The following is a 22,752-nucleotide window of genomic DNA, read 5'->3' as shown; positions in this document are numbered from 1 at the left end:
GTATGACCGGAGCGGTCGCGTCGGAGCTCGCCGCGACCGCTCCGCAGGAGCGTGGGTGGCGGTGGTTCGTGCTGGCGCTGGTGCTGATGGTGCTCGTCACCGCGGCGCCGGCGTGGCCCGCGTCACTGTCGCTCTTCGCCGGCGCGATCCGGCTGCTGCTGCCAGTCGAACAGTTTGCCCTGCTCGTCCTCGTCGTGATCGCGTCGTGCGCGATCGTGGGCTGGTGGTCAGGGGGTCGGCTCGTGTTGGCCCTGCTCTGGGTGGCAGGAGCCGGATACGTGATCTGGAAGGTGCCCCTCCCGTTCTCGGGATACGGTGCCTTCGGGCGGGGATGGGCGCTTACGCTGGGCGCGTCATTCGGACTTGTCTGTCTGGCGTCGCCCAGAAAGTCGCTTCTCACGCGGGCGCTGGGATCGATCGGGTTCGCGGCCTTCATTACGGTTACCGGATTCACGACCCGCACCAGTGGTGGCAGTATGTTGTTCGATGGTCCGGCGCAGATGCTCACCCGGGAGTATCAGCGCCGACTCGGTGAGTCGTTGCAAAGCTGGCGCAGTCGGTCGGACACGGAGTCGTGGCGCGCGTTCGCGCAGCGATTCCCCGAGGCCGCCGATCGCGCCACACGGATGGAAAACCTGCTGGTCGCACTGGCGGAACCGCTTTCCGGAGCGGGGTCGACGCGAGGACTGGTCCCCGGTCCACTGGTGTCGATGGCGCCGGCGTTGTTGGCGCTCGAATCGCTGTTGGCGTTGGCGCTGGGGTGGGCCGCGTATCACCGCCTCTCGAGGGTGCGCATTGGTCGGCCGCTGGGTGCGCTGCGCGACCTGCGCTTCAACGATCAGTTGGTCTGGGGGTTGGTCGTCGGTGTCACGGTGCTGCTGCTCCCGACGCTGGCTGAGTGGCGTACGGTTGGTGCCAATTTGTTTTGTTTTTTCGGGTCGCTGTACGCCCTTCGAGGCGCCGGCGTGCTCACGTGGTGGATCCCCGACCGACTCGCCGTTCCGGCATTGCTCGCGTTGGTGGTGCTGGTCCCGATCCTCGGTCCAATCTGGGTCGTGGTCGCCATGCTGGCGGTCACCTTCAGCTTGGGGCTAGGTGACACCTGGCGTGACTTCCGAGCCGGCGCGCAACCGCGCCGTTCGTCGCCACGCTGATTTCACACACCTTTATCGCAGGACCCGGAGCTCCCATGGAAGTCATCCTTCGTAACGCCGTCGATAAGCTCGGACATCCTGGTGACATCGTCTCCGTGTCCGCCGGCTTCGCCCGAAACTTCCTCATTCCCCGTGGCTTCGCCTTCGAAGCCACGACGGGCAATCGCAAGCGCATCGCGCTGGAAAAGGGCCGTCTCGAGGCGCTCGAGTCGGAGCGCGTCGCCGCCGCCCAGACCGTCGCCGATAAGCTGGCCGAGGTCTCCGTGACCTTCGCGGCGCGCGTTGGAGAAGAAGGCAAGCTGTTCGGTTCTGTCACCACGGCCGACATCGCCCACCAGCTGGAAGCGCAGGGCTTCCACATCGAGAAGCGTCAGATCGAACTCAACGAGCCGATCAAGACCCTCGGCGTGTATCGCGTCGGCATTCGCCTGCACGCCGATGTGAAGCCTGAAATTAAAGTCTGGATCATCAAGCAGTAATCGGCATCACCTTGCCGGCATTGGGGGAGTCCGGACTCGGACTCCCCCTTTTTTGCCCCTGTCCGAGTCGCCGTCCACCGCGCAACCTTCATTCACCCGATGGGGTACCGCATACAGACTGCGGCTTTCCATCACTCGAATTCTCCCGACTCCATACATGGCAGATCGTCCGCCAAGCCCCGGCGAATCCATTGCTCGCATCGCCGCTGCCCTCGCCAATGACATGAAGGCCAACGATATCCTCGTCCTCGATTTACGCGGAGTGACGGATATGACCGACTTCTTTGTTATTGCCAGTGGGACATCCGACACGCATGTCCGCGCCGTAGCAGAACACATCCAGGCAGGGTTGAAGGACGGTGGCGTGTCTACCACTATGACCGAAGGCCTCACGCAAGGACGGTGGGCGCTGCTCGACTATGCGCACACGGTCATCCACGTTTTTCATCCGACGTTGCGTCAGTACTATCAGCTGGAACGGCTGTGGGGAGACGCAACGCCGGTACCTCTGAATCTCGAAGCCACGCAGGGAGCCCGGTAAATGCCGCAGGCGCAGCGCTGGACACGATGGGGAGCCGCTCTGGTTTTCGCGATCATCTCGATCGCCTCGCCGCTCCACGCCCAGTACTTTGGGCAGAATCAGGTCCAGTATGATCGACTGCGCTGGCGCGTCATTGAAACCGAGCACTTCCAGGTTCACTATTATCCCGAAATCGCCGACGTCGCGCCCGATGCCGCGCGCATGGCCGAACGGTCGTACGCGCGGCTGTCACGCCTCATGGCCCACCAGTTCCGCGAGAAGAAGCCGGTCCTGATTTTCGGCTCGTCAGGCGATTTTGCGCAGAGCAACGTCTTCGGCGATCTCGGCGAAGGCACCGGCGGTGTCACCGACCCGCTGCGTCAGCGCATGGCGCAGTTCTTCAGCGGCGACTGGGCCAGCTTCGAACACGTGCTCCAGCATGAAATGGTGCACGTGTTCCAGTTCGACATTTTCTCGCGCGGTCGTGCCGGCGCTGGTCTGCAGAACCTGGCGATGGTGAATCCACCGCTCTGGTTCATGGAAGGACTCGCCGAGTACTTCTCGATCGGCCCCAACCACCCGTGGACCGATGCGTGGGTGCGCGACGCCGTCACGAACAACGCGCTCCCCACCATCTCGCAGATGACGGAGCGCCCGGACAAGTACTTTCCATATCGCTACGGGTTGTCGGTGTGGCAGTACGTCGGCGCGCGCTGGGGTGACGAGGTTATCGGCGAAATCATGAACGCCGTGCCCAGCCTCGGCATCGATCGCGCCTTCCGCCGCGAAATCGGCTTGTCGCTCGACGACCTCAGCGCCGAGTGGAAGCAAGCGATGCAGAACAAGTTTCTGCCCACCGTCGCCGAACTCCAGCGCCCGCGCAGCTTCGCCGAGCCCCTGCTCTCGCAGAAGCGCTCCGGCAGCATTGCCAGCCTGTTCGTGGCGCCGGCGCTCTCCAACGACGGCAAGTACATCACGTACATCGCGTACGGCAGCTTTCTGCGCGGGGAAGTGTTCCCCGAGATGTACTTGGCCAACGGAGAAACGGGCAAGCGTATCGCGCGCCTCGTGAAGACGACCACGAATCCCGACTTCGAACAGCTGCGCTATGTCTATTCGCAGCCCTCGTTCTCGCCCGACGCGAAGTTGCTCGCCTTCACCGGACAGAGCGGCGGACGCGACGTGCTGTACGTGATGGACGTGCAATCGCGGAAGATCCTGAAGAAGTTCGATTTCGAACTTGACCAGGTGCTCAGTCCGAGCTTCTCGCCCGATGGGCGTCGCATCGTGTTCAGCGGCATGCGCCACGGCTCCAGCGATCTGTACATCGCGTCGCTCGATGCCGACGGCTACACCCAGATCACGAAGGATCCGTTCGGAGATCTGCAACCGCAATGGTCGCCCGATGGACGCACGATCGCCTTCACGAGCGATCGCGGAGAGGACACCGATCTCGACATCCTGAAAATTGGGCAGTGGAAGCTGTCGCTGCTCGATCTCGAGACGCAGAAGGTCACGATCGTTGACGGACAGGGCGGACGCAGTCTCAATCCGCAGTGGGCGCCCGACGGCAAGTCGCTAGCCTACATCACCGATCGCACCGGTATCGCCAACATCTTCCTGTACGATCTCGAGTCGAAGCAGCACTACCAACTCACGAACGTCCTGGGTGCTGTCACGGCCGTGGCCGAACAGTCGCCGGCAATAACCTGGGCACGCGGCGCTGACGTGCTGGCCTTCGTGTATTACGAGAAGACCGACCACGCGATCTGGAAAATCAAGAATCCGCGGGCACTCAAGAAAGAACCGTATCGCGAGCCGGTGGTGGTGGCGCAGGGCGGCACGCCCGGCAAGCCGCCTACCGGGCCGACCACGCCCGTGAAGGTAGATCCCACGGCGCATTTGAACCGCGCCACGCTCGGCGACACCGCGGCTGCCCGTCAGTCGTTCTACCGGCCGACGGTCGGAGTGGCGGCGCGGGCGTCGGACGATCTGCCGGCGTCGGTCGCTTCACGTATGTCCGAAACGGTGAGCGTGCGCGCGTTGATGGACAGTTTCGACTTCAATCTTCCCGACTCCACCAAGTTCCGCGATTACCGCTACAAGGCGCGTCTCACGCCGGAGTACGTGGCGCAGCCGTCCATTGGGTATCAGCAGGGTGGGTTCGGCCAAGGGACGTTCGGCGGGACCACGGTGGTGCTCAGTGATCTGCTCGGCGACCGGCGTCTCGCGCTCTCCGGCGCGATCAATGGGCAGCTCAGCGACGCGCAAGTGTTCGTGGGCTACACCAGTCTCGGACGCCGCCTGCAGTACACCACCGGTGTGATTCAACAGCCGATCTACCTGCTGTCGAATTACATCCAGCAAGATCTCGGCAACGACAAGTTCTCGGAATCGCAGGAGATCACGCGGCTCGTTGTGCGGCAAGTGTTCGCGGCCGGCCTCTATCCGCTCAACCGCTTCACGCGGTTCGAACTGGGGGCGCGTTTCCAGAACATCGACCAGCAGGTGTTCCCCTTCACCCGTCTGGTGGATTATCAGCAGGGGTTCGCTACCGGTTTCGAGCGCGGTCCGACCCGTAACGTCGCGTCGGCCAATACGATCTCGCCGTATCTGGCGTTCGTCACCGACAATACGCTCTTCGGATACACGGGGCCGATCTCCGGACGCCGTCTGCGTCTCGAGGTGGAACCGAGCGTTGGCACCTGGAAGTGGACGGAGTATCTGGCGGACATTCGCGGCTATTATCCGATCCTCTTCAACTACGTCACGTTCGCCACGCGATTCACCGCCAACATGTCGGTGGGTCGCGACGAGCTGCGCTTTCCGAAGTGGATCGGTCGTCCCGATTTCATCCGCGGGTACAACCGCGAGAACCTGGGCTCGATCACGTGCACCGGTCTGCCCACGGACGACGGCACGTCGTGTAATTCCGTCGAGCTGATTGGTAGCCGGGTGGCCTTCGCGAACGCGGAACTACGCTTCCCGATCATCCGGAGCTTCGGCGGCGGTCGCCTGCCCATCGGACTCCCCCCCATCGACGGCCTGTTCTTCTATGACGCCGGCGTGGCCTGGTCGAAGGGCCAGCAGGTCGTGGCCAGTCGCCCCGAGGGGTACGACTTCTCCCGCCAGCGGGCGTTGCTGCAGAGCTACGGCTTTGGCGTTCGGTTCAACCTCTTCAACATCGCCATCGTGCGCTGGGACTGGGCGGTACCGATCAGCCGGCCCGGCACGAAGGGCTTTGGGACCTGGTTCTTCGGCGCCAGCTATTGAGTCGGTGGCCCCGTTTGAACGGGGATTGAGAACAAGGGGGGACGATGGGGGATTTCCCCTACCGTCCCCCCTCCCTGCTCCCGCCTTTGACAGGTACTTTTCGCCCGTGCGCACGCTCATCGCGTCGGCGCTCGTGCTCCTCGCGTGCGGTGTTGCCGGCGGCTGCGCCGATCGCTCGTCTCGCCCTTCCGGAGCCGACGCCACTCCCAGTATTCCCGGTGGACCGGACCCGATCGTGTTGCGCGTTTCGCGCGACGGCGGTGTCATGAGCGCTACCCGGTATCCAGATCTCGATTCCACGCTGTGGCGATCGAGTGCCCGCGTCCCTGCCCTCGATCGGATCATCGCGTTCGGCGCCGAAGACGGGTATCTCGCCGCTGTGGATACGAGCGGGGCTCCGGTTCGCATCGATATCCGCCTCGGCACGGTGACAACCTCGCGCACGGACGACGTCGCGGTGGCCTCGTCCGCCGATGGTGGTGCGATCTACGCCCTCACCACCGATGGCGAGATCACGCGCTACACGCCGAGCGGAGGCGACTGGCGCTTCAAACCCGCGCTCCCGGCGCATGCCCTCTATGCGCAGGCCGACGGCTCGTTGATCGTGGCCGGCGCCAAGGGCGATCGCGCGATCGTGTGGCGCGTGCGTCCTCCAGGCCATGACGTCACCGACAGTCTGTCGTTCGACATCGGCGGCAACGAGACCACGTTGCGCAAGTCGCTTGGCGCCACCGCTGGCGCGGTCGGTGATCGCCTGTTCTTCGGCGGCAACGAAGAAGTGATCGCGGTGCGCACGCGCGATCTCGCGAAGGCGCTCGAAGTCGATATCGGTGACCCGGTGACGGCGATTGCCGCCACGCCAAGTGGTGACCGTCTTTTTGTGGCGATCGAAAACGAAGCGCTGCTGCGCGTCGTTGATCGGTTCGAGGAAGGCGTGAAGGGCAAGATTACCTTGCCCGGTGTGCCGCGTGCGTTGCGCATGGATCCGCTGGGTCGCGTGCTGCTGGCGCGCGGTGGCGCCGATTCCGTGTACGTCATCAGTCTCGGCAGCGACGCCGTGATCGGCGTGGTCCGCAGTGAGTGGCGTGGCGATTTGCCGCTCGTCTTGCCCGACGGCGCGATCGCGACCACGCGTGGCGACGATGTGGTGTTTGCGCATCCGTCGTCGCTGGCCGACATGAAGACGGTCGAAGGTGGCGCGCGTCAGTTCTGGTATACCCTGCGCTGGAACGGTTTCCGTCCGCGCGCGGCCGGGCTCGATCAGCCGGTACAATTTCGCACCAGTGCGCCGCGCGACTCCGTGGACTACGCCGATAGCGCCGCCGCGCGAGATATTGTCCGTGATACCGCGCGACGTGACACAGCGACCAGCGCAGTCTTCACGGTATCGTTTGCCGCGGTTCTCAACGAGAAGCAGGCGCGTCAAGTCGCGTCGCGCATTCGTGTAGACGGGGAGACGCCGCGTATAACGACGTCCGATCGTGCAGGGAAAACCTTGTATCGCGTCGTGCTCGGTCCGTACCCGACTCGTGCCGACGCGGAACGCGTCGGCAAGTCGTCGGGGCAGAGTTTTTGGATCTTCGAGGGGGCTCCGTGACGTCGCTCAGTCTGACCGAATCGTGGGAGATGGAGGGTCGCCGCTTGTCGCCCCTGCTCGACGGCATCTGCTCCGTGGTCATCGCGGCGACCGATTCCGCCTTGGCGACGTCGATCGCGCTTGGCGTCGCGCGAGCGCAGGGGCAGCGCCGGCGCGTGGCCGTCGCCGACTTGATCGGCGAGGCGCCGGCGATCGAAGCGCTGCTCACCGGCGATGATCCGCACGGCATCTCCGACAGCTTCCTGTACGGCGTGTCGCTCAACAAGATCGCGCGCCCGATGAACGGTGCCGACAACGTGTTCCTCATGCCGAGCGGCACGGAGGCGGTGGCGCACGACGCGGTGTATGCGAACGAACGGTGGCGTCGTCTCGCCGCGGGCTTTCATCAGGTGGGTGCGTTGCTCGTCGTCGTCGCCAATCCGGCCACCCCGGGCTTCGCCGACTTGTGCGCGTACGTCGGCGCCCTGATGCCGGTCGGTGACACGGTCTTCCCCGCGCCCCCGGGTGTGCCGCTCATTGCACCGCCCGCGCCGCCCCAGCCCGAACCGCCGCCGCGAACGCCGCGGCCCAACGCCGCGCGCGCACGCGCCGCGGCCGCCCAAGACGAGGCCAGCCGCCGCCGTCGCTTCTTCGCGATCGTAGCCGTGATCGGTGCGATCGCGGTTGCCGTTGGCGCCTCCTGGCCGCAGCTGCTCGCGCGCCTTCCGGAACCGGTTGCGGAACTGATCACCGGCCGGCAGCGTGGACCCGACAGCACGGCCGTCGTGGTTCCACCAACGCCGATGGACACCTCGGTGCGTGGCGACAGTGCGAAGCGCGACTCGCTGCTTCGCGATTCCACTGGCACCATCCGGCCGACAGCGGATAGCATCCATCCCGCGGGTCCACCACTCACGGTGGAGAACGTGGCCGACTCAGCATCCGCCTCCCGCTACGCCGTGTACTTCGCGACGGCCAACACGCGCGCCGCCGCTATGCCCGATGCCCGCGTGCGGGCACTCGATGCGGTCGCGTTGTCACCCGTGGCCGAGGGCAGCGAGCAGTGGTTCCGCGTCACGGTGGGCGCGTCGGCCACGCGCGCGCAGGCCGAGTCGTTGCTGACCAAGCTGCGCACACAACGGATCGTCGGATCGGGAAGCATCGTGTCGGTGCCGTATGCGCTGCGACTTGCGCGCAACGTGAGCCCCACGTTGATCCCCACGCGACTCGCCGAGCTGGCGAATCGTGGCATCATCGCGTACGCGCTCCTGCAGCCTGATGGCAGCGCGCATGTGTATACCGGCGCTTTTGAATCGCCGACGCAGGCGACCCCGCTTGCGGATTCTTTGCGCGCCCTGCGCGTCGCGCCTGTGTTGGTTTATCGAACTGGGAGAGCGTTCTAGTGCGTTTGACGAAGCTCGAAGTCCATGGCTTCAAAGCCTTTGCCGATCACTTGGAGTTTGTGTTCGAAAAAGGAGTGACGGCCATCGTCGGTCCCAATGGGAGCGGCAAGTCGAATGTATCCGACGCCGTCCGGTGGGTGCTGGGCGAGCAGCGCGCGCGCGCGATGCGCGGCGCGAAAATGGAGGATGTCATCTTCCATGGTTCGTCGTCACGCAAGGCCGTGAACATGGCCGAAGTCTCGCTGCACTTCGATAACACCGACGGCGAGCTGCCCGTTCCGTTCAAGGAAGTCGTGATCACGCGGCGTCTGATGCGCTCGGGCGAGAGCGACTATCTCCTGAACCGTGCGCCGTGCCGTCTGCGCGACATTCAGGACTTGGTGCGTGGCACGGGCCTCGGTGCTGATTCCGGCGTGGTGATCGAAAGCCGGATGATCGATGCCCTGCTCTCCGACCGCCCCGATGAGCGTCGTGAGCTGTTCGAGGAAGCGGCCGGTGTCGGACTGTATCGCGATCGCCGTCGGAGCGCCGAACGCCGTCTCGAAGAGACGACGGTCGACCTCGCGCGCCTCGACGATTTGATCAACGAAGTGCAGAGCCAAGTGCGGTCGCTGGCACGTCAGCGTCGTCGCGCCGAACGGCATGCCGAATTGATGGCGCGTCGGTTCCAGGTCGAGATTTCGCTGGCCACCCGCGAGATGGCGGCGTGGCGCGAGGAGCTCTCCGCACTCGACGGCCGTCTTGAAGCGTTGCAGCAGGACGTCCCGGGTGGTGAAGAGGCGATCGCGCAGGCGGAAATGCTGCGTGAGCAAGCACATGGCGCACGTTCTGCAGCCGAGGCCAGCCGACTCGAACTGGCACGCCTCTCCACCGAGCAGCGCGACAAGACCCAGAAGCTCGAGCGCGAGCTTGCAGTCAGCGAGGAGCGTCAGCGTAGCACGACCCTGCGCAAACTGCGTGCGGAGGAAGAACGGAAGGAGAATGAAGCGTTCGGTCGTCGCCTGCGCGAAGACCGTGAACGCGCGGTGGGCGATCGCACCACGCTCGAACAGGAACTGGCCGACGCCGGTGAAGCGCTTCACGAGCGTCTCGCGGTGGAGCAGACCACGCGCGAGGCGGTGCAGCAGTCGCGCGCCGTGCTCGAACAGCTCGAGCGGCAGGTGCGCGAGCATCGTGATCAGGCGCGTCGCATCGAACTCGATCGTGACGGCGCGGCGCGCGAGCATATCGAAACACAGCAGCGCCGCGAAGCGCTCGAGATCGAGCGTCAGCAGCTGGCTGATGCACTCGACGTCACCGAGCGTGAATTGATCGCCGCGCGCGAGCAGGTGCAGCTCACGCAGGCGAATGCGCAGGATGCGCTGCATGCGCTCGAGGGCGCGCGCTTGGCGGCCGCCACGGCGCGTACCGCCGATGCCGAATCACGCAGTGCGCTGGCCGGCGCGGTGCAGTCGCGCACGGCGCTCGAAGGCCGCTTGAGCGCGCTGGCGGCGCTCGAGCGTGAGCGCGTGGGCCTCGCCCCGTCGGCCGCGAAGCTCTTGAAGGTGCGCGAGCGCTTCGGAGAGGGATCGGTGCTCGGCCCACTCACCGACTTCCTCACCGCCGATGGCGATGCCGCGAAACTGGTGGAGCGCTACCTCGGTGCCACCATGCACGCGATCGTCGTCCGCGATGCCGATGCGGCGGCCGCCGTGCGTCGATGGCATGCCGATACGCAGCCCGGTCCGCTGCTGCTGCTTCCACTCGATGTCGTCACGGATCTCGGTGCCGACGCCGATGCGCTCGCGGGCAGTGTGCAGTCGTCCGGCGCCGCGGCGCGCTGGGTACGCGCGTTGCTGGGCAAGGTGCGCGCGATCGACGGCGGTGAGGCGTTCATTGATGAGCGGGGCGCGGTGTTCCTGCCCGGTACGGCCACGGGCCCCGGCCCGCTGCAGCGCCGGGCCGAGATCACGCGACTCGAGTCGGATCTCGCCGCCGCCGACGCGCGTCGCGACGAGTGCCTGATGGCCGCCGAAGCGGCGCGCCTGGCGCTGGGAGAGGCGGAGCGTGCGCAGCAGGCGGCCATGGAAACGTCGAACCGCGCGCAGCAGGACTCGCGTCGCGCAACCGATGTGCAGCAGGAAGTCGAGCGCCGTCGTGAACGCGCCGAACGTGAGCTCCAGCAGTCAAGCGCCTTGGCCGAACGGCTGATCTCGCGTCTCGAGGAGCTCGACTCGCGCACGACGCAACTAGCGCAGCAGGCCGAGGCGCTGCACGCGCGCGCCGGCGAAGCCGACGCCGACATCACCGACGCGCGTGAAGCGATGTCGGTGGCCGAACGCGATCAGGAGCAAGCACGCGAAGCACGGGCCACGTGGCAGGTTGCCCAGGCGCAGGCGCAAGCGCGTCTCTCGGTCGCGATCGATCGCGAGAAGCGATTGAATGAAGAGGACTCCACCGCCGCGGCACGTCTCGAGTCGCTGGCGCGTGAGCTCACGAATCTCTCGGAAGCCGACCAGACTCTGGCGCAGCAGCTCGATGGATGGCGCGCGGAACTGGAGACCGAGCAGAAGACGCTCGCCGACGCCGACGCGCGACTGGCCGGCGCCGAGCATGCGGTGGCCGCCGCCACCAGTGCACTCGACGCCGCCGAGCGCCTGCTCGATGAAGCGCGTCGTCGTGCCTCGGCATTGGGTGAGCAGCTGCACGGAGCGCAGCTGCGTCACACCGAACTCTCGGGCCGTCGTGAAGCGATTCGGCAGCGTCTTGAAACCGAATGGCGTCGGACCCTCGAGGATCTGCTGTCCGGATTTGAAGAACTCGATCTCGAGACGGATGCGTTGCGTACCGAAGCGCAGCAGCTGCGCGAGTCACTTGATGAGCTGGGGCCGGTCAATCCGCTGGCGATCGAGGAACACGAGGAAGAGCAGCGTCGGCTCGAGTTTTTGACCGGACAGCGAAACGACCTCGTGGCCGCCAAGCAGTCACTGCATCAAGCCATCCGCGAAATCGACGGCACGGCGCGCGAGCTCTTCCTGGCCACGTTCTCGCAGGTCCGCGAAAACTTCCGTCAGATTTTCCTGCGGATGTTCGGCGGTGGCGAGTGCGATCTTCGTCTCGAGAATCCCGATGCGCCGCTCGATTGCGACATCGAAATACATGCGTCGCCGCGTGGCAAAAAGACGCAGCGCATCCACTTGCTCTCCAGCGGTGAACGGGCGCTTGTGGCGTTGTCGCTGCTGTTCGGCATCTTCCTCACCAAGCCGAGCCCCTTCTGCCTCATGGACGAAGTCGACGCGCCGCTCGACGACCAGAATATCGGCCGTTTCGTGAAGATGTTGAACGACTTCAAGTCGCGCACGCAGTTCATCGTGATCACGCACAACCCGCGCACGACGTCGGAAGCTGCCGATGCGGTGTACGGCGTGACCATGCAGGAACCGGGCGTGTCGTCGATTGTGAGCGTGCGCCTGCGCGGGGGTCAGCAGGTCGACGAAACGATCGTGCCGGACGATGCTATTGCCGGCGACATCGGTGGCGAGACCGGCTCCGAGTCCTCGGCCGCGAATTCCACCGAGGACTCCACCGAGGACTCGGCCGCCGAACCGACGCCGGCGTGATTTCGATCGCGCGGCGGCGTTGGTTGAACGCCGCAGGGGTGTGCTGCGGTGCAGCGTTCATGGTCATGCCCCGACTCCTGTCAGGGCAGACCGCCGTGGTGGATGGCCCGACCGCCGTCGCGTTGCCGACCTTGACGCCGTCCCTTGTGGTGCGCGCGCTGGGGTTTGCGGATCAGCGTCCGCTGCGCGTGCGTGTCCAGATCGCCACGTCGGTGGACTTCGGGGCGGCATCGCTCGCCGTCGACTCGACGTTCTCGACATCGGACACGACCATCGCCGTGCAGATCACGCGCGCCCTTCCCAGTGAGGCCACGGTGTACTGGCGTGCCACTGTGCAGGGCGCGTCGGGCACGATAGCCGTGTCGCCCATCACGGGTCCGCGTACGGTACCCGCGTGGCTCACGCTCATTGCTCCGAATCCAGCGGGCGAGGGCTTGGACGTGCGTCGTCCACTGTTCGTGTGGAAGAGCGCGCGCATTACGCCCGCCGCCGGGCCGTGGCGCTACGCGCTCGAAGTCACATTGGTCAGTAATGGACGTCCCGAACTCGGTGCCGCCGGCCTGAGTGACACCACGTTCCGCGTGCCGACCAACCTGCAGGCGAATACGTCGTATCGGTGGAACGTGCGCGCCACACTCCCCAACGGCGACTTCGTGCGCGTGGCCAGTCCGGGGTCGTTTCTGATCACGGATCCGGCGCTGCCCACCACGACAATTTTGTATCAGAACTTCCCGAATCCATTTCCGTCGGCCACTTCATTCAGCACCTGTTTCTGGTTCGACATTGGAGAGCCCGGTGGTACGGTATCGCTCGACCTGCTCGACCTTCGCGGCAACGTGGTCCGCACGATCGTGCCGGCCCTTGACGGCGTGAGCCAGTTTACGGCAGGTCGTTACGGTCGTGGCGCGCCGGGAGCCGGCAGCAATTGTGACAACCGCTTCGTGTGGGACGGCACGGCCAGCGATGGCCGAACCGTCGCCCCAGGTGTGTACGTGGCGCGCTTCCGCAGTGGCACCAGCGCACCGACCTTCCGCCGCATCCTGTTCAAAGGGCGCTGATCATGTGCTCAACTCCGAGTGGCTCGTGAAGCTCACGACCATTGGCACCGGCACCGCCGCGCCGCACGGTGCGCGCGTGAGCGCGGCGCATCTGGTGGAATCCGGCCACGGATCGGGCGCCGTCCGTCTCCTCCTCGATTGCGGCAGCGGCGCGGTGCATCGCATGGCGTCGCTTGGCGTCGACTGGCCCGCTATCACCCACGTTGCCATCACCCACTTCCACGCCGACCACATCGCCGATTTGCCCATGCTGCTCATGGGCTGGCGGTGGGGTCAGCTGCCGCCACGCAGCGCACCGGTCACGCTCTATGGGCCGCCAGGTACCGGCGCCCTGATTGAACGCATGGCGGGTGTGTATGGCGCCTGGATGCTGGCCCCGGGGTTCCCTTGCACCGTTAGAGAACTCCTCCCCGACGAGATCGTGCGCGTGGGCGAACACGTCACCCTCAGCGCGCACCCGGTTCCACATACGGCTGAGAGCGTAGCATATTCCGTGTGTGACGGGGAGCGTCGTCTCGTGTATACCGGCGATACCGGGGTGAGCGAGGCGCTCGGGGCGTGGTCGACGGGCTGTGACCTGCTGTTGGCCGAGTGCTCACTGCCCGAGTCGATGGTCGTTCGCGAGCACCTTACACCGCGTCAGGCCGGGCAGCTCGCCGCGCACGCGGCGGCGTATCGTCTCGTGCTCACACATTTCTATCCGCCGGTGGAAGCCGTAGACATTCTCGGCGAAGTGGCGGAGTGTTTCACCGGTCCGACGGTCCTCGCGACCGACGGCTGGTCCATCGAATTCTGAGGACGTGACATGCTGGTCGTAATGCAGCCCAACGCGAGCGCCGCTGACATCGACACGGTCTGCGACGAGATCGTGCGACAGGGCTTCAAGCCCCTCCCCATGCCGGGCGCGGTGCGCACGGCAATCGGACTCCTGGGCGACGACGCACAGGTGGATTGGTCGTACATCGAGGGGCTCCCCGGCGTGGCGAACGTCCTCATCGTGCAGAAGCCGTATCGTCAGGCCGCGCGCGAATGGAAGAACGAAAACACGATCGTCGAGATTGCACCGGGCGTGCGCGTAGGCGGCAGCGATGTCGTGGTATTCGCGGGTCCGTGCTCGGTGGAGAGTGAAGCGCAGATCCTCGCGTCGGCGCATGCCGTGCGCAACGCCGGCGCGCATGCCCTCCGCGGGGGCGCCTTCAAGCCACGCTCATCGCCGTACGCGTTCCAGGGACTCGGCCTCGAGGGACTCAAGCTGCTCGCCCTCGCACGCAATGAAACGGGACTCGCGATCGTGACGGAAGCGATGGACGAGCGTGGCGCCGACATGGTGGCCGAGTACGCCGACTGCATTCAAATCGGCGCGCGCAACATGCAGAACTATTCGCTGTTGCGGCATGTGGGCAAACTCGGCAAGCCGGTGCTGCTCAAGCGCGGCATGGCGGCCACGATCAACGATCTGCTGCTCAGCGCCGAGTATGTACTGTCGGAAGGCAACCCGAACGTGATTCTCTGCGAACGCGGTGTGCGCACGTTCGACAGCGCCACGCGCAATCTGTTCGATCTGACGGCGATCCCAGTGGTCCAGAAACTGTCGCACTTGCCGATCATGGCCGACCCAAGCCACGGCACGGGACTGCGCGACAAAGTCACGCCGATGGCGCGTGCCGCCGTCGCGGCTGGTGCCGATGGCATTCTCGTGGAAGTGCACCCCACACCCGACAAGGCGCTTTCCGACGGCGCGCAGTCGCTCTATCCGGAGCAGTTCACCGAACTCGTGCGTCAGCTGCGCCTGATCGCGGGAGCGATCGACCGTGAGCTCGCACCGACTCCGCCGCTGCCCGCCGCGCAGGGCTAAGCGCGGCGAGCGCGGCCCCACAATGGTGATCCACCGCACAGTACGAGGTTCGGCCGGTGTCCGACCGGGGCACCTGCTCTACCCACGCGTGTAGTCACTCTTATGACCATCATGAATCGAATTCCACCGCACCGTCGCACGAGCACGATCGCGAGCGCCTTTGCGGTGGCGCTTCTCAGTGCCGTTCCGTCGTGGGCGCCGCTGTCAGCGCAGAGTATCGCCGACGCCGAAGCGGCCTATGCGCGCGTCGCCAAGTCTTGGTCCACCACGCGCACATTGCAGGCAACCTTCGACCAGAAGATCACGAACCCGATTCTCGGTCGCACCGCTGCGTCGCGAGGCGTCTTCGTGCAGGAGCGGCCGAATCGCGTGTCGATCACGTTCACCGAACCGGCCGGCGATCGTATCGTGGGCGATGGAAAGAGTCTGTGGGTCTATCTCCCCAGCAGCACCCCGGGACAGGTGCTGAAGCTGCCGGCCGATGCCGACGGCGCGATCGTGGCCGATCTGCTCGGTCAGCTGCTCGACACACCGCGACGTGCGTTCACGATCTCCGGCGGCGAAAGCATGCCGATTGACGGGCGCAGCACGCGCCGTGTGCAGCTGGTGCCGAAGAGCGCGAGTTCGGTGCCCTTCAGCAAGGCCGTGCTCTGGCTCGACGACAAGGACGCGCGTCCGGTGCGCGTCCAAGTGCTCGACGCGCAGGGGGTCGATCGCACCATAACGCTCACCAGCTGGGTGCCGGACGCCGTGCTGCCGAAGGATTCGTTCAAGTTCGTCACGCCCAAGGGGGTGAAGGTCTCGACCAAAATCCCCGGCAGCGTTTAGCGAATCGCTGCGGGCACTTCGACCGCGCGCTTCTCGAGTCTCGAGAACACATCACGCGGGCTGCGGGCGCCCTGCAGCAGCTCCATGGCGCGCTGCAGGGCACTGTCGTCCTGTGTGCGGCGCATGAAGTCGGCGTCGGCACCGAAGGCCACGCGCGTCATCTCGTAGCCTAGCGACCGGGAAATCCACGGCGACGCGCTGTCGAACACGGAGCGTGGCGGCGCCACACCACGGCTGACCAGATCCGCATACAGGGCATCCAGCATCGCCGGCGTGACCGGATCACCCGGGCCATTCATCCGGCCCTTCTGCGCCTGCGCCTGTTTGGCCACCGCGTCGCGATACGCCCCGGCGTTCTTACCCATCGCTCGCGCCAGCGACTGAACCTGCGTCGGCGTCGTGGTATCGCCCGTGATCACGTCCGGCGTGATGCCACCGCCGCCGAAGACGGTACGACCGGCATCGGTGCGAAAGCGCGGTCGGATCGTATCAGGCAGCGACACTTCAGCGCTGTCGTCGGACTCGTCATCGCGGTCCCGCGGCGCTGGACGGTTGATGCTCCGCCCCACCGGCGTGTACCAACGGGCCGTGGTCAGTCGCAGCGCTCCGCCGCTCGATAACGGATACACATTCTGCGCACTGCCCTTTCCGAACGAGGTCACACCAAGCACAATCGCGCGATCGTGATCCTGCAACGCGCCCGCCACGATCTCCGAGGCGCTCGCGCTGGCGCGGTCTACGAGCACCGCCAGCGGTAACGTGGGCCAGCGTTGCGGAACACTGTCGGTGAAGACCTGCGGTTGCGAGCCCGGACGCGCGCGCAACTGCACAATGCTCTGCCCGCGATCGAGGAACAGCTCGGCCACCGCCACACCCTGTTCCAGCAGTCCACCAGGATTGCCGCGCAGATCCATCACCAGCGAACGCGCGCCGAGTTTTACCACAGAATCCACCGCTGCACTGAGCTCGGTCGCGGTCTGCGCGCTGAACACATTCACATCCACGTAGCCCACGCCGTTCGGCAGCAACTGCACGCGCTGCACGGCACGCAGATGCACCTTGTCGCGCGTGAGCGTGAAGTTCACGCGCGAATCGCCTCGTTCCACCGTGAACGTGACACTCGATCCCGGCGCGCCGCGCATTGCCTTCGACGTTTCGTCGCGCGACCATCCACGCGTTGACTCCTTCCCCACAATCACGATGCGGTCGCCGACCAATACGCCGGCGCGCTCCGACGGACCACCCACGATCGGCTCGATGACTACCGGCCAGCCGTCGCGGATGTCGATCTGCAAACCGACTCCGGCATACGTGCCGCTGATCTGTTCGTTCAATCGGCGCAGTCGGTCTTCGGCCAGATACGTCGTGTACGGATCCTTCAGCTCGCGCAACAATCCGGCCACGGCCTTTTCATAGATCGCGCTGCCATCGAGCGAGTCGACGTACTTCTGCGCCACGGCGGCCACCACCTGATCGAACAGCCGCGCGCCACCGAGCGGCGCACGCGCCTGACGAGTGCCGGCCGTGAGATCACGACCGGCCCACCATCCACCCAGCGACAACAGCGCCACGAACAGCCCGGCCGCCGCGATCGAGCGTGACCGTTTACGGGAGCTGCGCGGCGTATCCGGCAGCGGTTCAGCCACGAGACACCTGTCCTGCAGACAACGAACGCTCCACCTGCACCTCGGAAAATCGATGAGGCCATTTCGTGGCCAGTGCCGCCAGACAGCGCCCCGTGACCACATCGGCGTCGCCGGCAGCGTCGACGGCAACAACCGGACCGATCTCGGGATGCTGCGCCTGCCACGCCGGCTGCAACGCCTCGTCGAACGCGACGCGCACCCGACGATGGAACGCATCCCCTTCGCGCTCCATGCGATCGACGCTGCCGCGCGCGTGCATACGCACCATCGATTCATCGAGCGGCAACGACAACAGCAGCGTGAGGTCGGGCGCCAATCCGCCGGTGGCGAATGCATTCACCGCCTGCAGCGCCGATACCGACAACGCGCGCCCACGACCCTGATACGCGTAGGTCGACAGCAGGAACCGGTCCACCAGCACCACCGCGCCTCGCTGCATCGCAGGGCCGATGACGTCGCGCACCAACTGCGCACGTGACGCGGCGAACAGCAGCGCCTCAGTTTCCGGCGTCAGTGCCGACGTCGGATCGAGCAGCACGGCCCGCAGCGCGTCACCGGCCGGCGTTCCACCGGGTTCACGCAACGCCACCACATCATGACCCGACGCCGCAAGCCGCTCGGTCACCCGACGCCACTGCGTCGTCTTGCCGACCCCCTCGCCGCCTTCCAGCACGATGAAGCAACCGCGAGCGACTCCCGACATGGCGGACGGGTCAGCCAAGGATGATGGAGCTGGTGGCACCAGCGCGGATGCCATCGGCAATCCACTGATTCACGCGCAGCATGAGCTTATCGAAATTGTCCTGCGCCGAAATCGCGGCTTGATAGGCGCTGTTCACTTGGACCTGCTGCAGCAGCGTATCGAGCTGCTGCTCCATTTCGTTCGTCGGCTCCTCGCCACGATCGATCATCGCCTGCGCGTCCTGACGGATCTTTTCCATCTGCCGCAGCACCGTGGTCGCGTCGCGATCGGCGTTCAACGCCTCGCTGCTGCGCTTCACGGCTTTGTACTCGTCGCTTTGACCGATCGTGCGGCCAAGGTCCTTCGCCTTGCTTTCGAGCATAGAGATCGGCCTCCTCGGCCGAGTAGAAGCAATGAAGTGAGATTTACGCCGGAACGTGCTGTGCCAGCAGAACGCGCTCTCTGCCGGTGAGATCGCGTACAACCTGCACCTGTTGATACCCACGGGTCGTTGCCAGGGTCGCGATCTGCTGCGCACGTCGGGCATCCACCTCAAAAACCACCCAGCCGAACGGCTCCAATAATTCATGTGCGCCCGCCAGGATCGCCTCGTAGCGGGCCATGCCGTGATCGGCCGCGAACAGGGCAACCGTGGGCTCCCAGTCCCGCACGCTGCGAGGGAGGGCAGCCGCTTCGCTGTACGCAATGTAGGGCGGGTTGGACACAATCACACGGGCCAGCACACCTCGCAGCGGGGCCAGATCGGCCCCCTGACGAAACTCCACCGGCGCCGCCGTGGGTTGCGCAAGGGCAATCTGTGCCGCGTTCGTCGTGGCCACGGTCAGCGCGTCGTCGGAAAGATCCGTCGCAATGACCCGCTCGAATCGGCCCTCCGTGGCCAGGCTCAGGGCGATCGCCCCGGACCCGGTCCCGATATCGACGGCAACACCGCCCGGGCTGCCGGCGGTGCTTCGAAGCGCCTCCCCCACCACGATCTCCGTTTCCGGACGCGGAATGAGCACCCGCCGGTCCACCTGCAGGACCAGATCGCGAAAGGGAGCCGTACCCACGCAATACGCCATCGGTTCGCCGGTTGCCCGTCGACGTGCGGCCCGCTCGATCTTGACCGCGTGCTGGTCGGACACCGGCTGGTTGACCAGAAGCAGTCGGCCCAGTTCCCCTGGTGCGACATCCATCACGGCCGACAGCAGCCACCGGGCCTCGCGGACGACATCGATGGGCGCCCCGTTCGCACCGGCTTCCTCGACCAGCGCCGACGACACGGACAGCAGCCGCGCGGCGTCGTCCAGCACATCGCGCAGCAGCCTGCCGGTGTCACCCACTCAGGCTCTCTTCCGCGTTCGCCAACGCGATGGCGTCAAGGAACGGAGTCAGATCGCCGTCGAGTACACGGTCGATGTCGTACAGCGTGACGCCGACGCGGTGATCGGTGACCCGTCCCTGCGGGAAGTTGTAGGTGCGAATCTTGGCCGACCGGTCGCCGGTGGAGACCTGCGATTTGCGCATGCGCGACCGCTCCGCTTCCTGCTCGGACAACCGCAGGTCGAGCAAACGCGCGCGCAGCACTTCCATGCCCTTGGCCTTGTTCTGCAGCTGCGACTTCTGGTCCTGCTGCGACACCACCAAGCCGGTCGGGATATGCGTGATGCGCACCGCCGAGTCGGTGGTGTTCACGCTCTGCCCGCCCGGTCCCGACGAACGGAACACGTCGATGCGCAGATCCTTGTCTTCGATTTTCACGTCGACTTCTTCGGCTTCAGGCAGCACCGCCACCGTCGCGGCAGAGGTGTGAATGCGTCCCTGCGATTCCGTGGCCGGTACGCGCTGTACGCGGTGCACGCCGGACTCCCAGCGCAGCAAGCCGAACGCCCCGTCACCGATCACCTTGAACACGGCTTCCTTCACGCCGCCGAGCGTCCCGTCGGAGTACGAGATGCCCTCAATGCGCCATCCCTTCCGTTCGATGAAGCGCGTGTACATGCGCAGCAGGTCGGCGGCGAAGAGCGCCGCTTCATCCCCACCGGTGCCGGCGCGCAATTCGAAGATCGCCGGGCGATCGTCCAGTGGGTCCCGCGGAATGAGCAGCGGCAGCAGCGCCTTCTCCAGCGCCGTACATTCCAGCTCGAGACGCTCGACTTCGGCCTTGGCCTCGGCGGCGAAATCAGCGTCGTCTCCGTTGGCCATGTCACGGGCGTCCGTGAGCTCCGCCTCCGCCTTGGCGTAGCGGTTCACCTTGTGAACGACCTCAGCCAGACGATGGTGCTCGCGGCCAAGTGCAGCAAGCCGCGGCGCGTCCTTCACCGTTTCCGGATCGGCCAGCAGCTGCTCCACTTCGGTGGCACGACGCAACGCGTCGGCCATGCGGTCGCGAAGATGGGTCAGCATGTTGTGAGTGTGCTCGAGTTCGAAAGTCGTCGTGATGTCGGTCACGGCGAGGCACGTGACCTGCATCGTAGTCTTCTCGCGGGTCGGAAATATCGACCGAAGCGCGGACCTACATGGATGTCGCGGGTATCACTGAAAGATAACCGCGTTATGCGATCCAGAGCAGGTTCGGAGGCCTCGGCTGTCCGCTTGCCTCCTTCTTCCACCTTGGTACCTTCACGGGACACCCGCGAGGGCACCGGCCCCCCCGAGGTGACACACGATGGTTACATTCGGAACTACTCCTCTGCGATTCACGCCGCCCACCATGAGCGTTTCGCTCGATCGCATTACCGACTTTCTCACCACGGTCCCGCTGTTCCGCGAGCTCGAGCGATCTGCCGTGCGCGGATTCGCTGAGCTCACCCGTGAACAGCGGTTTGCCAAGGGGGCCATGATCGTCACCGAAGGCGACCCCGGCGACGCACTGTTCGTCGTACGCTCCGGTGAAGTCAAGGTCGTCCTCATCGGCGACGACGGCCGAGAAGTGATTCTCAACGTCCTCAATGTCGGCGATCACTTCGGTGAGCTGTCGCTGATCGACGGGCGACCGCGCTCGGCCCACGTGGTGGCCACCCAGCCGTCGAGTCTCCTGGTCCTGCGCCGCGCGGATTTTCGCCGCCAGGTGGAAACAAGCCCTCAGGTGGCTTGGGGACTCATGGTCGAGCTCTCGCGCCGTTTGCGTCAAGCCGATGGGACGATCGGCAGCTTGGTGCTACTCGACGTGCCGGGGCGTGTGGCAAAAGTGCTGCTGGAGCATGCCACGCCCGGTGAACCGGCCACGCTCGTGAAGCAGCTCACCCATCAGACCATCGCGCAGATGATCGGCGCCAGCCGTGAGACGGTGTCGCGGGCAATGGCCGAGTTCCAGGAGAAGGGACTGATTTCGGTGCAGCGTCGTGTGGTCACGATCGTGGATCGGGCAGCGCTCGAAGCGCGCGCGCGTCCGCGCGGCTGACGGCTCCACCGATCGCGCTGCCGATGCCGTCGGGGGTCTCGCCGCGGTTCCGAATACGCTTCTGGGGAACCAGGGGTACCTGTCCCAGTCCGGGACCGCGCACGGTGCGATACGGTGGCAATACACCGTGTGTGGAGGTGCGCGCGGCGGATGACGGCCTGCTGATACTCGACGCCGGTACCGGCATCCGTGCTTTGGGTGCGCAACTCATGAGCGACGGGGATGCGCGCACGGCGCACATTTTTCTGTCGCATCGGCACAGCGATCACGTGCTCGGACTATCGCATTTCGCGCCGCTGATTTCGCAAACGCGCGAAGTGCTGATCTGTTGCGGCGACGGCGAAACGGCGTCGCTCCAGTCGTTCGTGGATGCGCTACTGTCACCGCCGATGTTTCCGTATGTGGATGGCATCCGTAGCCGGCTTGGTGTGTGCGATTGGCAGCATTCCGCCGCCCGCCAGGTGGGCACGTCGGGCGTGCATCGATTCGCCGCGCAGCACCCCGGTGAAGCGGCCGTGCTGCGGATCGACGACGCGCAGGGGCCGGCCGTGGCCTATGCGCCGGACAACGAGCTGGCCTACGCCGATCAGTCGGAAGCCACGGTCAGGTGGCGCGCGCGACTCGCGGCGTTCCTGCGCGGCGTGCCGGTGTTGGTCCACGACGCCACCTATCGCGACGAAGAACTGCCCGCGCACGTCGGTTGGGGCCATTCGTCGTCGCTCGAGGCCACGCGCTTGGCGATCGAATGCGGCGCGGGGATGCTGGTGTTGTTTCACCATCATCCCGATCGCGACGATGAGGCGGTGGAGCGCATGGTCGAGGAGAGCCGCGCGATGGCGATGCAGGCGGGGAGTGCGTTGCGCGTGCTGGCGGCGTGGGAAGGGTTGGCGTTGTCGGTGTGAGATCTTGGAACTACTAGGAGCGCCAAGAGTGCACGGCGCTAAGAGTCAACAGCGCTAAGAGTAAAACGCGCGAAGAAGTAAGAAGCGCGAAATGCACTGCAGCGCCCTCGCCGTACACTCGAAACGCAATCAGCCGAGTCCCATGAGGATGCCGTAGTCCCTACGGTATACAGCCGATCAGTGAACAGAGTTTTGCGTGTGCTTTTTCTGACAGCGGCTCTATCCCTCTCTGCCAATATGAGTGAGACACCGATCCATCCCGAGTTTAGTGTACGAGGGTGATCGAGGCTGTTCCCATGTCGTCTGCTCTTTCCATGGCGCCGTTGCTCCAACAAGATACCGGGGTGTCACCGACCCGGACCCGTCGTCAGTTC

At 65.5% G+C, this 22,752-nt stretch carries 18 protein-coding genes; 13 read left to right on the top strand and 5 right to left on the bottom strand.

The genetic code is table 11. The features are described 5' to 3' along the window. Nucleotides 1-2 precede the first annotated feature (2 nt). From ACLL97_RS12370 to ACLL97_RS12320, 11 genes are all read left to right on the top strand, one after another. A complete protein-coding gene (locus tag ACLL97_RS12370) occupies nucleotides 3-1,154 on the top strand; it encodes a DUF2232 domain-containing protein (protein WP_411280778.1) in 1,152 nt (383 codons plus the stop codon). 35 nt (nucleotides 1,155-1,189) lie between these two features. Next, nucleotides 1,190-1,633, top strand: a complete 444-nt coding sequence (gene rplI / locus ACLL97_RS12365) for a 50S ribosomal protein L9 (RefSeq protein WP_171224951.1) — start codon at nucleotides 1,190-1,192, stop codon at nucleotides 1,631-1,633. Between the two features lie 157 nt (nucleotides 1,634-1,790). After that, nucleotides 1,791-2,174, top strand: coding sequence for a ribosome silencing factor (gene rsfS, locus ACLL97_RS12360; RefSeq protein ID WP_411280777.1), 384 nt, complete (start codon nucleotides 1,791-1,793; stop codon nucleotides 2,172-2,174). Further along, on the top strand, nucleotides 2,175-5,426 hold the full coding sequence (locus tag ACLL97_RS12355; protein WP_411280776.1) for a hypothetical protein: 3,252 nt from the start codon (nucleotides 2,175-2,177) through the stop codon (nucleotides 5,424-5,426). A gap of 106 nt (nucleotides 5,427-5,532) precedes the next feature. After that, complete coding sequence (locus tag ACLL97_RS12350; protein ID WP_411280775.1) at nucleotides 5,533-7,023, top strand: SPOR domain-containing protein; 1,491 nt, start codon at nucleotides 5,533-5,535, stop codon at nucleotides 7,021-7,023. Further along, nucleotides 7,020-8,405 (top strand): SPOR domain-containing protein, encoded by a 1,386-nt coding sequence (locus ACLL97_RS12345; protein WP_411280774.1) that lies wholly within the window; start codon nucleotides 7,020-7,022, stop codon nucleotides 8,403-8,405. The genes ACLL97_RS12350 and ACLL97_RS12345 overlap by 4 nt, the downstream gene beginning before the upstream one ends. Beyond that, nucleotides 8,405-12,004, top strand: a complete 3,600-nt coding sequence (gene smc, locus ACLL97_RS12340) for a chromosome segregation protein SMC (RefSeq protein ID WP_411280773.1) — start codon at nucleotides 8,405-8,407, stop codon at nucleotides 12,002-12,004. The genes ACLL97_RS12345 and smc overlap by 1 nt, the downstream gene beginning before the upstream one ends. Nucleotides 12,005-12,069: 65 nt before the next feature. Beyond that, nucleotides 12,070-13,062, top strand: a complete 993-nt coding sequence (locus ACLL97_RS12335) for a hypothetical protein (protein WP_411280772.1) — start codon at nucleotides 12,070-12,072, stop codon at nucleotides 13,060-13,062. A gap of 25 nt (nucleotides 13,063-13,087) precedes the next feature. Further along, nucleotides 13,088-13,858, top strand: a complete 771-nt coding sequence (locus ACLL97_RS12330; protein WP_411280771.1) for an MBL fold metallo-hydrolase — start codon at nucleotides 13,088-13,090, stop codon at nucleotides 13,856-13,858. Nucleotides 13,859-13,867: 9 nt separating this feature from the next. Then, the gene (aroF, locus tag ACLL97_RS12325; RefSeq protein WP_411280770.1) at nucleotides 13,868-14,917 is read left to right on the top strand and encodes a 3-deoxy-7-phosphoheptulonate synthase; all 1,050 of its coding nucleotides are present in this window, start codon (nucleotides 13,868-13,870) and stop codon (nucleotides 14,915-14,917) included. A 111-nt stretch (nucleotides 14,918-15,028) separates the two neighbouring features. Then, nucleotides 15,029-15,745 (top strand): LolA family protein, encoded by a 717-nt coding sequence (locus ACLL97_RS12320; RefSeq protein ID WP_411280769.1) that lies wholly within the window; start codon nucleotides 15,029-15,031, stop codon nucleotides 15,743-15,745. Here ACLL97_RS12320 and ACLL97_RS12315 read toward each other — a convergent pair. The 5 genes from ACLL97_RS12315 to prfA are packed head-to-tail and all read right to left on the bottom strand — an operon-like array spanning nucleotide 15,742 to nucleotide 20,479. Continuing rightward, nucleotides 15,742-17,391 carry a S41 family peptidase gene (locus ACLL97_RS12315; protein ID WP_411280768.1) on the bottom strand — a complete coding sequence of 550 codons (1,650 nt, stop codon included), beginning with the start codon at nucleotides 17,389-17,391 and terminating at the stop codon, nucleotides 15,742-15,744. The two genes, ACLL97_RS12320 and ACLL97_RS12315, sit on opposite strands and share 4 nt — an antisense overlap. After that, nucleotides 17,384-18,094 carry a dTMP kinase gene (gene tmk, locus ACLL97_RS12310; protein WP_411280767.1) on the bottom strand — a complete coding sequence of 237 codons (711 nt, stop codon included), beginning with the start codon at nucleotides 18,092-18,094 and terminating at the stop codon, nucleotides 17,384-17,386. Before tmk ends, ACLL97_RS12315 begins: the two co-directional genes overlap by 8 nt. Nucleotides 18,095-18,104: 10 nt before the next feature. After that, complete coding sequence (locus ACLL97_RS12305; protein ID WP_411280766.1) at nucleotides 18,105-18,455, bottom strand: YlbF family regulator; 351 nt, start codon at nucleotides 18,453-18,455, stop codon at nucleotides 18,105-18,107. 43 nt (nucleotides 18,456-18,498) lie between these two features. Continuing rightward, complete coding sequence (prmC, locus tag ACLL97_RS12300; RefSeq protein ID WP_411280765.1) at nucleotides 18,499-19,416, bottom strand: peptide chain release factor N(5)-glutamine methyltransferase; 918 nt, start codon at nucleotides 19,414-19,416, stop codon at nucleotides 18,499-18,501. Then, nucleotides 19,409-20,479 (bottom strand): peptide chain release factor 1, encoded by a 1,071-nt coding sequence (gene prfA / locus ACLL97_RS12295; RefSeq protein ID WP_411280857.1) that lies wholly within the window; start codon nucleotides 20,477-20,479, stop codon nucleotides 19,409-19,411. Before prfA ends, prmC begins: the two co-directional genes overlap by 8 nt. Nucleotides 20,480-20,786: 307 nt before the next feature. Here prfA and ACLL97_RS12290 point away from each other — a divergent pair, with 307 nt between their 5' ends. Together ACLL97_RS12290 and ACLL97_RS12285 are read left to right on the top strand one after the other, a co-directional pair. Beyond that, nucleotides 20,787-21,476 (top strand): Crp/Fnr family transcriptional regulator, encoded by a 690-nt coding sequence (locus tag ACLL97_RS12290; RefSeq protein WP_411280764.1) that lies wholly within the window; start codon nucleotides 20,787-20,789, stop codon nucleotides 21,474-21,476. Nucleotides 21,477-21,580: 104 nt separating this feature from the next. Beyond that, nucleotides 21,581-22,378 carry an MBL fold metallo-hydrolase gene (locus ACLL97_RS12285; protein WP_411280763.1) on the top strand — a complete coding sequence of 266 codons (798 nt, stop codon included), beginning with the start codon at nucleotides 21,581-21,583 and terminating at the stop codon, nucleotides 22,376-22,378. Nucleotides 22,379-22,752: the final 374 nt, after the last annotated feature.

The organism is Gemmatimonas sp. (genome assembly GCF_046594945.1).
Classification (GTDB): Bacteria; Gemmatimonadota; Gemmatimonadetes; order Gemmatimonadales; family Gemmatimonadaceae; genus Gemmatimonas.
Note: the sequence above shows the minus strand (reverse complement) of the source record. Positions and strands in the feature narration are given on the sequence as shown.